Source organism: Chryseobacterium ginsengisoli (assembly GCF_039542325.1).
Taxonomy (GTDB): domain Bacteria; phylum Bacteroidota; class Bacteroidia; order Flavobacteriales; family Weeksellaceae; genus Chryseobacterium; species Chryseobacterium ginsengisoli.
In genome coordinates this window covers 619,263-634,500 of sequence record NZ_BAABHX010000002.1, presented here as the reverse complement: position 1 = coordinate 634,500, position 15,238 = coordinate 619,263, and the positions used below count along the sequence as shown (strand labels likewise).

The window sequence follows — 15,238 nt, the reverse complement described above, 5'->3', positions numbered from 1 at the left end:
ATGTATTAAACTTTGTCGTCAGAATATTCTCCCGTTAAAGAATAGTAGCCGAAAATTGCCATTCCGCCTGAGATAATCGGCATCAGTACAAATAGAATGATAATACCGAATACCAAATCTTCCTGCTTTCCTGAGGTGATTTTCGGAATTCCCAAAACAGTTATCCCGAAATAGCCTACAACAAAAGCAACCGCAATCCAAAGAATGCCTAATATTTTTTTTAGTCCGTTCATTTTAGTAGTTTTAAAATTAATAAAAATTTAAGTGATTGAGTGCTTAATCATGAATATTATTGTTCTTATTTTTAAGATAAAATAATCCGATCAGTAAACAGACTGCGGCAACTCCAATCGGATACCAAAGTCCTTCCAGATACCACGTTGCATGTTTCGCTTCCTTGGCTGTTGTTACTAAATAGGTTGCAACTGCAGGAAGTAATCCTCCAAACACACCGTTTCCAATATGATAAGGCAAAGACATCGATGTATAACGGATTCTTATTGGGAACATTTCCACTAAAAATGCTGCAATCGGACCATAAACCATCGTTACAAAAATCACCTGAATGAATACAAGGGAGATTAATAGCCAATTGGTTCGACCGTTGATTGTAATAGCCTGTGAAACTTTCGGTTCTTCAGCTTTACCATCTTTTATTACCGGTCCTGTCGGCGACCAATGAACAATGCTGTCCTTTTTAGCTAAAGTTCCGTCTGTGAAAAGTGTTTCTTTGTGAAAAGTAATTAAACTGTCTGTCGCAATCTTATCATGAATTTTTGCCGTTCTTTTTTCAACAATACCACTTTCTGCAACTGTTTTTGATTTTAAATCAATACTGTTAAACATTTTGTCATAAATTGGTCTGTAGGCTAAAATCGCAACCAGCATTCCGGTCATCATCACGGCTTTTCTACCGATTTTATCAGAAAGCCACCCGAAGAAAACAAAGAAAGGTGTTCCAAATAAAAGAGCAAGTGCCATTAATTTGTCAACCTGTGCAGATTCAACGTTCATTACTTTTTGTAAGAAACTCATGGCGTAAAATTGTCCTGTATACCAAATGACACCTTGTCCCATCGCCGCTCCGAATAATGCCAATAAGACAAATTTGAAGTTGAATTTATTCCCAAAACTTTCTTTTAAAGGATTTTTTGATGTTTTTCCTTCACTTTTAGCCTTCGCAAAAAGCGGAGATTCTTTCATATTTTTTCTGATGATGTAAGAAACACCGACCATTAAAATCGAGATCCAGAAAGGAACTCTCCATCCCCAATTATCAAATTCTTCAGTGGAAAGTGTACTTTTTGTAATTAAAATCACAATTAATGAAATGAAAAGTCCCGCTGTTGCTGTTGTTTGAATCCAAGAAGTCCAATAACCTCTTCTGTGTGGTTGTGCATATTCTGCGACATAAGTTGCGGCACCTCCATATTCTCCACCTAAAGCCAAACCTTGTAATAATCTTAAGATTAAAACTAAAACAGGAGCCATAAATCCAATGGTTTCATAACTTGGGATGCATCCGATGAGGAATGTTGAGAATCCCATAATTAATAATGTAACCAAAAATGTATATTTTCTTCCGATAAGATCTCCCAATCTTCCAAAGAACAAAGCTCCGAAAGGTCTTACCACAAATCCGGCTGCAAAAGTTGCCAATGTAGATAAAAATGCTGCAGTAGGATTATCTGACGGAAAAAATTTGGTTGCTAAAACGATGGCTAAACTTCCGAAAATATAGAAGTCATACCATTCAATTAATGTACCGAGTGAAGAGGCAGTGATGACGCTCCAGATGGTGCGGTTTTTCTGCTTATCGGTCATATTTTCGTAGGCATCATGATGATTTTCGCTCATATTATTTGATTTAATGTTAGTTAAAAATTGATATTGAGTTTTCTAATTTTTCTAAAAATTTCTTTTGGTTGGTAATCGTAAAGGTGCAAGGAATATTTTGTGTATTTTTTTAAGGCGCAAAGATTTTATCTTCGATAAAATTTTAATAGGATTTTTTGCTGAAAATCTATGATTTTCTTGCGCCTTAAAAATATTTAGGTTTAAAAAAAACTTTGCGTCTTTGCGATTTTAAACAAACCCAAAAGGATTTAATTAATACTTATAAATAAATCTGGAACTGCACAATAAATTCTCCTTTAGATTTAGGGCTTTCCGTTGGACTTGTATAAATCGGTCTTGTTGAATATTGTGTCGTAATTTTCGCATGATGACCATCAATAAACCAATTAGCTCCGACGTCAAATTGTGATGAAGATTTTTCAAATGCTTCAAAGCTTTTGTGGGTATAAGCTGCAAATGGCTGGATTCTGATTTTCGGTTTTTCTGCCTGACTAGGTAAAAGTAAACCAGCCTGTGCGTAGATAATATTACCTGTTCCGATGGTTGGCTGTAGATTTCCAGCTCCTGCGATAGCTTTAGTTTCAACGAAATTCGGATCTGTGGAAGCAATATTCATAATTCCTAAATTTCGGATGTAATTCGGACCGAATTGATAGTTGTAATATCCTGCATAAGCCGAAACTGCCATTTTGTTTTTAGCATTTCCTAAGGGAATATCTGCAAAAGCATCCACGGCAACGAGTGTAATGTCGTGTTTTTCTATTGTTGAATTAACGGAAGTTCGTGTTCCGTCTTTCTGATGATAAAAACCAGCTCCCAAATTGAAAACTTTCTTCGTTCCCAAGTAAGAACCAACCTTGAAAGGAAGAGTATTGGATTCTTCATCTAAAAATTGATATTCTACATATCCCGCTTTTGAAAAATTAGGATTTCCGTTGTTATCAACTGCTACAGCTTTTGAAGGATCTGTAACATTTACCGGAACTAAATCTGTCGCAAAAGGTTTGTTTAAACTAAAACGATATTCAAATTTTCCGTATTTTCCTTTCGCGAACATTCCCAATTGTCTTGCAAATTGATCGGAATTATCAATCAAGGGCCAGGTGAAAATAGGAGAGTCAACTGTTAAGAAATTCAATGTTGAAGCCATAGTCATACGGGAAAGTCCCATATAATAATGCAATCCTGCTCCTAAAGATAAACTGAATTTTCCTGCTTCTCCGGGTAATAAAACCGCATATTCATTCCATGCATCGTGGAAAAACATCTGTGGTTTTTTGCCATTTCCATAGCCTCCGGTTCCTGAAGTTCCCGAACCTCCACCGTTAATAAATGTTTGATTATTAATTCCAAAATGCGCCAAAATCATGTATCTTTTGGAAATCTGAGCATATGTCAAAGCGCGTAAACGTCTGTTTTCCAGGCTCCATGAATTGTCAGTAGCCTCACCACCCACCATACTTCCTGGGTTCATTTGTGTATTTCTTAACCAAAACTGATCCCACAAAATAAATCTGACGTATTTATCACCTTGTTGATTTAAGTTAATTTTCAGTCCACTTCCATAATCAGGCGAACCTTGAGAATATAAAGAATTGCTGATTAAAGCCAATCCAATAAAAGTGAGTAATTTCTTCATAAATTATCAATTTTTGGAGTTTTTTTTTATGAAGACCAAATTGTAATTAATAATTTAGTTATAAAAATTTAATATATATTAATGGTAATAATATATTTTTATTATTATATAATTGATTTTTAATAATATAATTGAATTCATTTCTTAAACCTTTCCCATTTGATCAGCATATATTTGTCTGCAAACTGAGTAATAATCAATCCTGAATTTTTAATATTTTCCTCTTTACTCATATATTCAATTAACTCGTTTTGTTTCAAAATTTTATACACGGGATGGAATTCAGAATGTGGTGGTCTTATAATATTATATTTCTTGATCCATGAACTTATTGTAACATGGGAAACTCCTATAATTCTCTCTATTTCACGGAAACTTAAGCCTTCAAGATAAAGCTGTAAAGCTTTTGTTACGTAGTAATCATCTATCTGTTTTCCGAGTTTTTTTACAGTAAAATAATAGTTACAGTCTTTGCAAAGGAAGCGTTGTTTTTCATTAACGATTCCGCTTTTTACAACTTTTATACCGTTGCATTTAGGGCATTGATTTTCCATAACTATATTTTTTTAGCAAATATATAATAATTTAGCAAAATATTAATTTTATGTAAAGATAAAATTGCCTGTATATTAAATTAATTCAATAAAATTATCTTTTTAATTTGGTTTTTAAAGTTATTATATTTTAAATTTGCCAAAAAATTTAGATAAATAAATGGAAATAGAAATTTCCTCATCCATACATCTGATGTATGTGAGTGAAATACAGCAGGAAATGTACGATTCTGCACAGCGAAGAGGGACGGGTATTGCGAAACGTTCCATAGAATATTTAAGTAAAAAGATTTCAGATGGCAATGCTGTAGTAGCCACTGAAAACGGGGAATGGGTGGGTTTTTGTTACATAGAAACCTGGTCGCATGGTCAGTTTGTGGCAAACTCAGGATTGATCGTTTCTCCAAAATTTAGGGAAAGAGGAGCTGCAACTTTAATCAAAAATAAAGTTTTCCAATTATCCAGAGATAAATATCCGGCTGCAAAAGTGTTTGGATTAACGACGGGGCTTGCCGTGATGAAAATCAACAGTGATTTAGGCTACAAACCGGTAATTTATTCTGAATTGACACAGGATGAAGAATTCTGGAACGGTTGCAAAAACTGCGTGAATTATGAAATTTTAATGAAAAAAGAACGTAAGAACTGTCTTTGTACAGCAATGCTTTTCGTTCCCGATAATAATAAAGTAAATGGTGTTGTAAGTAATCAACCCGAAAATCAATATAGAAATGAGCAAGAAAGTAATCTTAGCGTTTAGCGGAGGTTTAGATACCTCTTACTGCGCCAAATATTTGAGTGAAACACTTGGATATGAAGTGTATGCAGTGACTGTAAATACCGGAGGTTTTTCTAAAGAAGAAGAAAAAGAACTGGAAAAAAAAGCCTTCAATCTTGGGGTGAAAGAATACAGGTGCGTAGATGCTCAGGAAGATTATTATAATTCTTGCGTAAAGTATTTGATCTTTGGGAATGTCTTGAAAAACAATACATATCCATTATCTGTAAGTGCTGAACGTACGATTCAGGCGCAGGAAATTGCAAAATATGCGATTGAGATCGGTGCTGATGCGATTGCTCACGGAAGTACAGGTGCGGGAAATGACCAGGTTCGTTTCGATTTGATCTTCCAGGTGATGTGCCCGAATGTAGAAATCATTACGCCAATTCGTGATATGGCTTTATCCCGTGAAGAAGAAATTGAGTTTTTGAAAAGTCACGGTTACGAAATGGAATTCCAAAAAGCGCAATATTCTGTGAATAAAGGGCTTTGGGGGACTTCAGTTGGTGGAAAAGAAACCTTGACTTCAAGAAACTATCTTCCTGAAGAAGCCTTTCCGTCTCAAATTAAAGAAACTCAGCCTTCAGAATTGGAAATTGAGTTTAAAAATGGTGAAGTTGTAGCAGTAAACGGTGAAAATTTTAAGCATTCTGTTTATGTAATTCAAAAGATTGAAGAATTAGCTTCTGTTTATGGAATCGGTCGTGACATCCACGTTGGAGATACGATTGTCGGAATTAAAGGAAGAGTAGGGTTTGAAGCAGCTGCGGCGTCTGTGATTATCAAAGCGCACCATTTATTGGAAAAACATACGCTTTCAAAATATCAGCAAATGATGAAATCTCAATTGTCAGATTGGTATGGAAACTGGCTTCATGAAGCACTTTTCTTAGACCCTGTGATGAGAAATATCGAATCTTTCTTAGGTGATTCTCAAAAAACAGTTAGCGGAAAAGTATTTGTAACCCTTCATCCCTATAGATTTATCTTAAATGGAATTGAATCTAAACATGATTTAATGTCTGATAAATTCGGAAGCTATGGCGAAGCAAACAGAGCTTGGACGGGTGAAGATGTGAAAGGCTACACGAAAATCGTAAGTAATTCCTTAAATATATATCATCAGATCAATAAATAAGATTTGGGCAGCTTAATCCGCCTTCCGCTCCCAATCTTTTGTTCGTCGTTCCTCCTCACAAAAGGATTTCCGCTCAAGTCGGGCTGCATGCAATTCGTAGCAATAATAGAAGTCCTGAAAGGACGACTTAAATCAGGGTAGGATGAAAATCCCATCAAAAATAATTATTGGAAAAAATGATTAATCAAAAAGAAATAAAAACAGCAGGAATCATCGGAGCCAACGGTTACACCGGAAGCGAACTGGTTCGTCTGCTGGCTTTTCATCCTAATGTGACTTTGAGTTTTTTATATAGTCGTTCAAATTCGGGGACAAGAATTTCAGATCTGTACCCGGATTTAACGACGGTTTGTGAAATGGTTTTAACGGATCAGCCTGAAGAGGTAGATATTTTATTTTTATGTCTTCCTCACAAAGAAAGTCAGAATTGGTTGGCTAAAAATCATATAAAAGATGAAACATTAGTAATCGATTTAGGAAATGATTTTCGCTTAGACGGAAGTTTCGGAAACAGAAATTTTATCTACGGTCTGCCTGAAATCAACAAAAAAGAACTTTTAGGAGCAAAAAGTATTGCAAATCCTGGATGTTTTGCAACGGCAATTCAATTGGCTTTGCTTCCATTAGCTCAAAAAGGTTTGTTGAATGAAGTGTACACAACGGGAATTACAGGCTCTACAGGAGCCGGTCAGTCTTTACAGGCAACAACCCATTTCACCTGGAGGAATGATAATATTTCGGCATATAAAACTCTGACACATCAGCATGTGGATGAGATTTTGCAGCAATTAGTTTCTTTTAATACGAATGAAATCAGTCTGAATTTTGTTCCATGGAGGGGAGATTTTGCAAGAGGAATTTTTACGAGTTCCACAGTGAAAACAGATTTAGAACTTTCAGATATCAATCAATTGTTTAGAGATTTTTATGCAGATGAACCTTTTGTAAAGGTAAGTGAGAAAGCAATTGATTTAAAGCAGGTTGTCAACACGAATCGCTGTGTGATTCATATAGAAAAGAGTGGAAATGTTGCGGTCATTCACTCAGCGATTGACAATTTGTTAAAAGGAGCTTCCGGACAAGCAGTTCAAAATATGAATCTTGCAATGAACTGGGAAGAAAATTTAGGATTAAATTTAAAACCAATCGCATTTTAATATCTATTGAAAATGAGTTAATTATGAATTTTTAAACTCAAAGTAAAACCGACTTAGGAAAATGGAGCGTTAAGAAAAATAGTTTTGTGAACGTTAAGAAAATTCTACTGTTCGAAGCGCGAGACAAATGTCCAATCGAAGAACAGATATTGACTTTGCGCAAGTTTTAGAATTTTTAGAGAACAAAAATATTTTTTAGCGGAAGTTTCCAGTCTTGAATTTTTGTTTCTTTTGTTTTAAGACAAAAGAAAAATATAATAAAAGATGAAGTTGTAAAACCAACAACTATCAACCAACAACAATCAACTACAAAATGAATTTATTCAACGTATATCCATTATTCAATATAAATCCAGTGAAAGCCCAAGGTTCATTTCTTTGGGATGATAAAGGACAAAAATATCTTGATTTTTACGGGGGGCATGCTGTGATTTCTATCGGACACAACCATCCGCACTATCAAACTCAATTAAAAAACCAATTAGATAAAATATCTTTCTATTCAAACTCGGTTCAGAACGAATTGCAAACTGAATTAGCAGATAAATTAGGAAAACTGTCAGATTTGGAAGATTACAATTTGTTTTTATGTAATTCAGGAGCTGAAGCGAACGAGAATGCTTTAAAATTGGCTTCTTTCCATAACGGAAAAAGTAAAGTGCTGTATTTTTCAGGTTCTTTTCATGGGAGAACTTCAGCAGCGGTTTCTGTGACCGACAATCCTAAAATCGTAGCTCCGGTAAACTATGACGAAAGATTTATTAAGTCTAAATGGAATAATATTGAACAGCTTGAAACCGTTTTTGAAAATCAGGGAAGCGAAATTTCATCTGTAATTATTGAAGGAATTCAGGGAGTCGGCGGAATTATGATTCCAACGGTTGAATTTTTAACAAAAATCAAAGAACTGTGCGAAAAATACGGTGCGGTTTTGATTTTAGATGAAGTTCAGTCAGGATATGGAAGAAGCGGATATTTCTTTGCGCATCAGGAATTTGGAATTGAAGCAGATATTATTACAACAGCAAAAGGAATGGGGAACGGTTTCCCGATTGGCGGCGTTTTAATTCATCCGAAATTTCAGGCAAGTAACGGCTTGCTGGGAACAACTTTTGGCGGGAATCATTTAGCTTGCGTAGCTGCAATTGCAGTTTTGGATGTAATGAAAGATGAGAATCTCATCGAAAATGCTCAGGAAATGGGCGAATATATTGAAAATGAAATGAAAGATTTTCCACATATTAAAACGATCCGAAGGAAAGGTTTGATGATTGGGATTGAACTCGACAGGGATTGCTCAGAAGTAAGGAATAGCCTGTTGTACAATCATCATATTTTCACAGGAAACTCCAATGATAAAGCTGTGTTGAGGATTCTTCCGGCGCTTAATATTAAAAAAGAAGAAACCGATCTGTTTATCGGTGCTTTAAAAACTGTTTTAGAAAATCTATAAATTTTAATTAACCACAAAAGTCACAAAAGTTTTATGATTTTAAGAATCTATAAAACTTTTTAAAGAGAATTAAAGCTCATAAAAAGCTTTGATTTTCATCTAATGTGTTCTAAATATTTTCAATAATATAAACTTCTAAAGTGTACTCATGTGTTAAAACTTTTGTGCCTTTTGTGATAAAACAAATCAATTCAAAATGAAAAAATTCACCTCTGTAAATGATGTTAAAAACTTACAGGACATTATAAAAAAAGCTTTACAAATTAAAGAAAACCCTCTTTCGGAAACTGAGAAAGGAAAAGGAAAAACCATCGGACTTGTATTTTTAAATTCAAGTTTGAGAACCCGTTTAAGCAGTCAGATTGCAGCTCAGAATTTAGGGTTAAATGTATTAACGTTAAACGCAGCTCAGGAAGCTTGGAATCTGGAATTCGCAGATGGAGCGGTAATGAATGGCGATACTGTAGAGCATATAAAAGATGCCATTGAAGTATTAAATCAATATTGTGACATCATTGCAGTTCGTTGTTTCGCGGGAATGAAGATCAAAGAAGATGATGTTAATGAAAGTATTTTAAGCCAGTTCTTGCAATATGCAAAAGTTCCGGTTATTTCTTTGGAATCTGCAACTCGTCACCCTTTGCAAAGTTTGGCAGATTGCATTACGATTACAGAAAATTGGAAAGAAGAACGTAAGCCTAAAGTGGTTTTAACCTGGGCTCCACATATCAAACCAATTGCTCATGCGGTTGGGAATTCTTTCGCAGAATGGATGCAGGAAATGGATGTCGAATTGATAATTGCGAATCCGGAAGGTTATGATTTGGATGAAAATTTCACAAAAGATATAAAAGTAATTCATGATCAGGATGAAGCGTTGAAAGATGCAGATTTTATTTACGTGAAAAATTGGTCATCTTTTGATGATTATGCAGCAATGCCTGAAGTAAAAGAAAACTGGATGTTGACGAACGAAAAATTAGCCAATACCAATCAGGCAAAGGTAATGCACTGTCTTCCGGTTCGTCGTAATGTAGAATTGAGTGATGAGGTGATGGATGGCGAAAATTCTATCATTTATCAACAGGCAAAAAACCGAATTTTCTCAGCTCAGGCTGTTTTCTCTGAAATTTTGGATGAATTGAATTCTAAATAATTAAATCATGCAAGAAAAGCTTTTTGTTGTAAAAATCGGCGGTGCTTTAATTGATGACGAAGAATTATTAGAACAATTCTTAGAGCAGTTTTCTGAAATTAAAGAAAAGAAAATTTTGGTTCATGGAGGCGGAAAATTGGCGACAACTTTAGCAGATAAACTGGGCATTGAACAAAAAATGGTCAACGGACGAAGAATTACAGATAAAGATACTTTGGATATTGTGGCGATGGTGTATGCAGGAGGAATCAACAAAAATATTGTCGCAAAACTTCAGCAAAAGAAATGTAAAGCAATGGGATTTTCGGGAGCTGATGCCAATTTAATTAAAGCCAAAAAAAGAGAACACGCAGAAATAGACTTCGGATTTGTAGGAGATATTACAGAGAAAAGCGTGAACAGAAAATTGATTTCAAAGTTATTGAAGCTTGAATTAGTTCCTGTCTTTTCTGCAATTACTCACGATAAAAAAGGGCATCTTTTCAATACCAATGCAGATACGATTGCTTCGGTAATTGCGCAGGCTTTATCGGTAAAATATGATGTTGAATTATTGTATTGTTTTGATAAAGAGGGTGTTTTGGAGGATGTGAACGATCCTCAGTCTGTTATAAAAAATATTTCCGAAGATGAATTTTCAACCTTAAAAGATGAAGGAAAGCTTCATAAAGGAATTCTTCCCAAATTAGAAAATGCTCTTGGAGCAGTGAAAAATAAAGTTAATAAGGTATTCTTGATTAAGGAAACCGCACTAAAAAACCATATAGAAAATCATCATGCAGGAACTGAAATCTGTTTATAGTAAAGAAGAATTACTGAATAATGCAGTAGAATTGTTGAAAAAACTGATTGAAATTCCATCATTCAGCAAAGATGAATATAATACGTCTGTGGAAATTGAAAACTTTTTTAAAAAGAACAATATTCCGACAAAACGTTTTAAAAATAACATTTGGGCGGTAAATAAAAATTTTGATGTTTTCAAACCATCAATTTTACTAAATACTCATCATGACACGGTAAAACCGAATAAGGCTTACACGCTGGATCCGTTTTTACCAATTGAAAAAGACGGGAAATTATTTGGATTGGGAAGTAATGATGCGGGAGCTTCTCTGGTTTCGATGGCGCAGGTTTTTTTACATTTTTTCGATAAAGAAAAATTGAAATATAATTTAGTTATTGCTTTGACGGCAGAGGAGGAGATTTCAGGATTTGATGGGATAGAAGCTTTATTTCCGCAACTTCCGAATGTGGAGCTTGCTATTGTAGGGGAACCAACGCAGATGGATCTGGCGATTGCGGAAAAAGGACTTTTGGTCATTGATGGAGAAATGAAAGGAACTCCTTCTCACGCCGCTCATCCGAATGACGATAATTCGATCATAAAATGCATGGAAGATCTGCAGCAAATTTTAAACTTTAAATTTCCAAAAGTTTCGGATTATTTGGGAGAGGTCAAGGTGACACTTTCGGGAATTCATGCCGGAGTTCAGCATAATGTCGTTCCAGAATCGTGTGCTTTTACTTTGGATGTGAGAGTTACGGATGAATATTCCAATAAAGAAGCGTTTGAGATCATTCAATCGCAGATGAAATCGACTTTAAAGGCAAGGTCTTTCAGATTAAATTCATCAAAAATCGAAATGGAACATCCGTTTGTACAGGCTGGTTTGGAAATCGGTAGGACAACTTATGGTTCACCCACCTCATCTGACCAAGCGATTATTCCTTGTACATCGGTAAAAATCGGTCCTGGTGACAGTAGGCGCTCGCACACTGCGGATGAATACATATATATAAATGAAATAAAAGAAGGGATTGATATTTATATTCAAATCCTTGAAAAAGTTTTATAAAACGACCTAGGAAAATGAAGCGTTAAGAAAAATAGTTTTATGAACGTTAAGAAAATCCCACTGTTTGAGTGCAAGACAAATATCGAATCGAAGAACCAATATTCAATTCGCACGAGTTTTGGGATTTTTAGAGAATAAAAATATTTTTTAGCGGAAGTTTCCAGTCTTGAATTTTTGTTTCTTTTGTTTCAAGACAAAAGAAAATATATAATAAAAAAAACAGTTTTGTCATTCAGAACGAAGCAAAGCGAAGTGAAGAATCTGCATTTTTAAAATAGATTCCTCCTTCGTCGGAATGACAAAGCGAATAAAATAAAAAAGAAGATAAAGCGGTTGGTAGTAAACTTCCAGCACCCAGCTTCCATCTTCCAACAAAAAAAGAAATTTTATGAAAAAAATATGGCAAAAAGACAACAATGCCACCAATATATTAGTCAATAAATTTACAGTCGGGAAAGATCTTGACTTTGATGAGCGTCTGGCAAAATACGATGTCAAAGGTTCTATGGCACACTGTAAAATGTTGGCAGAAGTAGGAATTATTTCGAATGAAGAATCAAAGCAGATGTTGTCTGTTTTGGGAGAGATTTTAGAAGATATAGAAAATGGAACTTTTGAAATCGATAAAACTGCGGAAGACATTCACTCGCAGGTTGAATCTATCTTAATTGAAAAATTAGGAGATACAGGAAAGAAAATTCACACGGCTCGTTCTAGAAATGATCAGGTTTTGTTGGATATTAAATTGTATTTGGTTGATGAAATCCGTGAAATTACTGCGTTGACCGATGAATTCTTTCAAATATTAATCAAGCTGGCGGATCAGCATAAAAATGTTTTGCTTCCAGGTTATACGCATTTACAGATTGCGATGCCTTCATCGTTTGGATTATGGTTTGGAGCCTATGCGGAAGCGTTGTTAGATGATGTCGAAATGTTATTTTCGGTTAAAAATATCATTAATAAAAATCCACTGGGTTCTGCAGCAGGATATGGTTCGTCTTTCCCGATTGATCGTGAGAGTACGACCTATAATTTAGGTTTTCAGTCGATGAATTATAATTCGGTGTATGCTCAAATGACGCGTGGAAAATCAGAAAAAATGTTGTCTATGGCAATGGCAACTTTGGCAGGAACTTTAGGTAAATTTTCTTATGATGTTTGTTTGTATTTAAGTCAGAATTTTGATTTTATCAGTTTTCCTAAAGAGTTTACAACAGGAAGCAGCATTATGCCCCACAAGAAAAATCCGGATATTTTTGAATTGGTTCGGGCCCGTTGCAATAGAATTCAGTCGTTGCCGAATGAGTTTATTTTGTTGACAAATAACCTTCCTTCAGGTTATCACCGAGATATGCAGTTGACGAAAGAAATTCTTTTCCCAGCAATTGATTCATTAAAAGAATGTTTGGAGATTTTAAATTATACATTACCGAATATTCAGGTGAAAGATGGTATTTTGAAAGACGAAAAGTATAAATATCTTTTCAGTGTAGAAAAAATCAATGAAGAGGTGAAAAATGGAAGTTCATTCCGTGATGCGTATGTAAAAGTAGGGCAGGAGATTGAAAATAATGTATTTGATTTTGAAATTAAAAATTTAAATCATACTCATCAGGGAAGCGTTGGAAATTTGTGTTTAGATAAAATTGAATATCAGTTTAATAAGTTGAAAAACAAATTATTGGGTTGATAGTTTTAAGCTAAAGCTATTCTTAGATGCTTCGACTAGCTCAGCATGACATCTCTAATACCAACTATTTTATTAGCGATTTATTTGTAGTGTTGTCATGCAGGGGCCTGTCAAAGCATCTTTAATTTATAAAGGAAAAAATTTAGTCTTAATTAAAATTTTATCCCAAATCAATCTTAAACTTAGTAGATTTTTTCACCTCATGAAGCACAATAGAGCTGTGATATTGCCCGATATTAGGAATATTTGAAATTACATTCACCGTAAAATCATTGTAAGAATTAATATCTTTTGCTATAATTTTCAGCATGTAGTCATATTCTCCTGAAAGACTGATGATTTCCTGAACTTCATCATGTTGCATGATGTTTTTTTCGAACGTTTCCAAAACTTTTTTAGATTGTTCCTTGAGACGGACATTGCAATAAACAACAATGTTTAAACCCAATTTTTCGCGGTTCAAAAGACCTACATATTTCTCAATAATTCCCTGTTTCTCCAGCTGTTTGATGCGTTCATACGTCGGAGTAAAGGTAAGACCTATTTTTTCTGAAATTTCTTTCACCGAATAAGTAGAATCTTCCTGAATAATACTGAGAATCATCCTGTCTTTTAAATCCATATAGCCTAGTTTGGGTTTTAACAAATATACAATGTAATTTGTTTATTATCTATTAAATTGTGGTAATGTGTCAATTTTTAAATACTATTTTCAAGTAAATTCTTAATGAAAATTATAATTAAATATTCATTATGAGTGAAAATTTTCAAAAGTATTTCTCAAATCTAAGTAAAATATTTTTCTGTACAAATTTTAATCATCAACAATAATTTCTTACTGTTATTTAATCTAATACAAAAAAACTCTTAAATTAGGGAAAGTAACAAAACTAATTTTCTCATAAAAGCAATTCAGGTAATGGCAAAATAATTGTAGTTATCTGTTCACCAAATAACAAACTAGACATGAGGAGAAATATTGATATGGAGGCTTTTTCCTACGCAGAAACACAGAATAGATTTCAAAATGAAATTATCAATGGGTTAAAAGATAATCCCAAACATTTACTTTCCAAATATTTTTACGATAAAAAAGGGGACGATCTTTTTCAGCAGATCATGAATATGCCGGAATATTATCTTACCAATTGTGAACTGGAAATTTTCACTGAAAAAACAGATAAACTGGCGAAAGCAATTCGAGCTTTTGAAGAACCGTTTGATCTAATTGAACTCGGTGCGGGAGATGCTACAAAATCTTCGTTTTTATTGGATTTTCTCGTGAAACAAAATGCGGATTTTACATACATGCCGATTGATATTTCTGGAAATATTATTGCTTTATTGCAGGATAATTTAACGGTGAAAATTCCGGATTTGAATATTGTTGGATTAAATGGCGAATATTTTGAAATGCTCGACAAAGCCAACGAAATTTCATCAAAAAGAAAAGTAATTTTGTTTCTCGGAAGCAATATCGGGAATATGGAAATTGAAGAAGCTCACCACTTTTGCAGTGAATTAAGACAAAAATTAAATCCCGGAGATATTCTTCTTATCGGTTTTGATCTGAAGAAAAATCCTCATACAATTTTAAACGCATACAATGATCCCACAGGAATTACAGCGGCTTTCAATCTCAATCTTTTAGATAGGATTAATAATGAATTGGATGCTGACTTTAATACAAATAATTTTCAGCATTATCAGAATTATGATCCGTTAACCGGAGCCTGCAGAAGTTATCTGATTAGTTTAAAAGAACAGAGGGTAAATATTGAAAATGAACAGATTATCTTTAGAGAAAATGAAGCCATCTATATGGAGATTTCGCAAAAATATTCTTTGGAAGACATGAATTCGATGGCTGTTAAAAATGGTTTTTCACCTTTACAACAGATTTCAGATTCCAAAAATTGGTTCATCGACGCCATTTGGAAGGTTGTATAAT

At 34.2% G+C, this 15,238-nt stretch carries 14 protein-coding genes; 9 read left to right on the top strand and 5 right to left on the bottom strand.

All coding sequences use genetic code 11. The annotated features are described in order from the left end of the window. Nucleotides 1–5 precede the first annotated feature (5 nt). The 4 genes from ABD940_RS07920 to ABD940_RS07905 all read right to left on the bottom strand — a co-directional run bounded on the left by ABD940_RS07920 (nt 6) and on the right by ABD940_RS07905 (nt 4,050). Nucleotides 6–233, bottom strand: a complete 228-nt coding sequence (locus tag ABD940_RS07920; RefSeq protein WP_345202019.1) for a DUF6814 family protein — start codon at nt 231–233, stop codon at nt 6–8. Between the two features lie 43 nt (nt 234–276). Next, nucleotides 277–1,857 carry an MFS transporter gene (locus ABD940_RS07915; protein ID WP_345202015.1) on the bottom strand — a complete coding sequence of 527 codons (1,581 nt, stop codon included), beginning with the start codon at nt 1,855–1,857 and terminating at the stop codon, nt 277–279. A gap of 259 nt (nt 1,858–2,116) precedes the next feature. Further along, nucleotides 2,117–3,496 carry a porin gene (locus ABD940_RS07910; protein WP_345202012.1) on the bottom strand — a complete coding sequence of 460 codons (1,380 nt, stop codon included), beginning with the start codon at nt 3,494–3,496 and terminating at the stop codon, nt 2,117–2,119. A 137-nt stretch (nt 3,497–3,633) separates the two neighbouring features. Beyond that, a complete protein-coding gene (locus tag ABD940_RS07905; protein ID WP_345202008.1) occupies nt 3,634–4,050 on the bottom strand; it encodes an IS1/IS1595 family N-terminal zinc-binding domain-containing protein in 417 nt (138 codons plus the stop codon). 160 nt (nt 4,051–4,210) lie between these two features. On the opposite strand from ABD940_RS07905, the gene ABD940_RS07900 reads away from it, so the two are divergent. From ABD940_RS07900 to argH, 8 genes are all read left to right on the top strand, one after another. Then, nucleotides 4,211–4,810, top strand: a complete 600-nt coding sequence (locus ABD940_RS07900) for a GNAT family N-acetyltransferase (RefSeq protein ID WP_345202003.1) — start codon at nt 4,211–4,213, stop codon at nt 4,808–4,810. Continuing rightward, complete coding sequence (argG, locus tag ABD940_RS07895; protein ID WP_345202000.1) at nt 4,782–5,969, top strand: argininosuccinate synthase; 1,188 nt, start codon at nt 4,782–4,784, stop codon at nt 5,967–5,969. The genes ABD940_RS07900 and argG overlap by 29 nt, the downstream gene beginning before the upstream one ends. 176 nt (nt 5,970–6,145) lie before the next feature. Continuing rightward, nucleotides 6,146–7,126, top strand: coding sequence for an N-acetyl-gamma-glutamyl-phosphate reductase (gene argC / locus ABD940_RS07890; RefSeq protein WP_345201997.1), 981 nt, complete (start codon nt 6,146–6,148; stop codon nt 7,124–7,126). Between the two features lie 313 nt (nt 7,127–7,439). Then, nucleotides 7,440–8,579: an aspartate aminotransferase family protein gene (locus ABD940_RS07885; RefSeq protein ID WP_345201995.1), complete on the top strand. Its 1,140-nt coding sequence runs from the start codon at nt 7,440–7,442 to the stop codon at nt 8,577–8,579. A gap of 196 nt (nt 8,580–8,775) precedes the next feature. Beyond that, a complete protein-coding gene (locus ABD940_RS07880) occupies nt 8,776–9,735 on the top strand; it encodes an N-acetylornithine carbamoyltransferase (protein WP_345201992.1) in 960 nt (319 codons plus the stop codon). Between the two features lie 7 nt (nt 9,736–9,742). Further along, nucleotides 9,743–10,537: an acetylglutamate kinase gene (gene argB, locus ABD940_RS07875; RefSeq protein WP_345201989.1), complete on the top strand. Its 795-nt coding sequence runs from the start codon at nt 9,743–9,745 to the stop codon at nt 10,535–10,537. Next, entirely contained in the window at nt 10,512–11,594 is a 1,083-nt protein-coding gene (locus tag ABD940_RS07870) for a M20 family metallo-hydrolase (protein WP_345201987.1), read from the top strand. The genes argB and ABD940_RS07870 overlap by 26 nt, the downstream gene beginning before the upstream one ends. 388 nt (nt 11,595–11,982) lie before the next feature. After that, entirely contained in the window at nt 11,983–13,287 is a 1,305-nt protein-coding gene (gene argH, locus ABD940_RS07865; RefSeq protein WP_345201984.1) for an argininosuccinate lyase, read from the top strand. Nucleotides 13,288–13,447: 160 nt separating this feature from the next. Here argH and ABD940_RS07860 read toward each other — a convergent pair whose 3' ends face one another. Then, nucleotides 13,448–13,909 (bottom strand): Lrp/AsnC family transcriptional regulator, encoded by a 462-nt coding sequence (locus ABD940_RS07860; protein ID WP_345201980.1) that lies wholly within the window; start codon nt 13,907–13,909, stop codon nt 13,448–13,450. A gap of 344 nt (nt 13,910–14,253) precedes the next feature. On the opposite strand from ABD940_RS07860, the gene egtD reads away from it, so the two are divergent. Beyond that, on the top strand, nt 14,254–15,237 hold the full coding sequence (gene egtD / locus ABD940_RS07855) for an L-histidine N(alpha)-methyltransferase (protein ID WP_345201976.1): 984 nt from the start codon (nt 14,254–14,256) through the stop codon (nt 15,235–15,237). The last annotated feature ends 1 nt before the right edge of the window (nt 15,238 follow it).

What these genes read in the sequence shown, in the direction of transcription:
- argB (WP_345201989.1), top strand. Translation starts at nt 9,743, where the DNA reads ATGCAAGAAAAGCTTTTTGTTGTAAAAATCGGCGGTGCTTTAATTGAT.
- ABD940_RS07920 (WP_345202019.1), bottom strand. Translation starts at nt 233, where the DNA reads ATGAACGGACTAAAAAAAATATTAGGCATTCTTTGGATTGCGGTTGCT.
- egtD (WP_345201976.1), top strand. Translation starts at nt 14,254, where the DNA reads ATGAGGAGAAATATTGATATGGAGGCTTTTTCCTACGCAGAAACACAG.
- ABD940_RS07885 (WP_345201995.1), top strand. Translation starts at nt 7,440, where the DNA reads ATGAATTTATTCAACGTATATCCATTATTCAATATAAATCCAGTGAAA.
- ABD940_RS07900 (WP_345202003.1), top strand. Translation starts at nt 4,211, where the DNA reads ATGGAAATAGAAATTTCCTCATCCATACATCTGATGTATGTGAGTGAA.
- ABD940_RS07905 (WP_345202008.1), bottom strand. Translation starts at nt 4,050, where the DNA reads ATGGAAAATCAATGCCCTAAATGCAACGGTATAAAAGTTGTAAAAAGC.
- argG (WP_345202000.1), top strand. Translation starts at nt 4,782, where the DNA reads ATGAGCAAGAAAGTAATCTTAGCGTTTAGCGGAGGTTTAGATACCTCT.
- ABD940_RS07910 (WP_345202012.1), bottom strand. Translation starts at nt 3,496, where the DNA reads ATGAAGAAATTACTCACTTTTATTGGATTGGCTTTAATCAGCAATTCT.
- argC (WP_345201997.1), top strand. Translation starts at nt 6,146, where the DNA reads ATGATTAATCAAAAAGAAATAAAAACAGCAGGAATCATCGGAGCCAAC.
- argH (WP_345201984.1), top strand. Translation starts at nt 11,983, where the DNA reads ATGAAAAAAATATGGCAAAAAGACAACAATGCCACCAATATATTAGTC.
- ABD940_RS07870 (WP_345201987.1), top strand. Translation starts at nt 10,512, where the DNA reads ATGCAGGAACTGAAATCTGTTTATAGTAAAGAAGAATTACTGAATAAT.
- ABD940_RS07915 (WP_345202015.1), bottom strand. Translation starts at nt 1,857, where the DNA reads ATGAGCGAAAATCATCATGATGCCTACGAAAATATGACCGATAAGCAG.
- ABD940_RS07880 (WP_345201992.1), top strand. Translation starts at nt 8,776, where the DNA reads ATGAAAAAATTCACCTCTGTAAATGATGTTAAAAACTTACAGGACATT.
- ABD940_RS07860 (WP_345201980.1), bottom strand. Translation starts at nt 13,909, where the DNA reads ATGGATTTAAAAGACAGGATGATTCTCAGTATTATTCAGGAAGATTCT.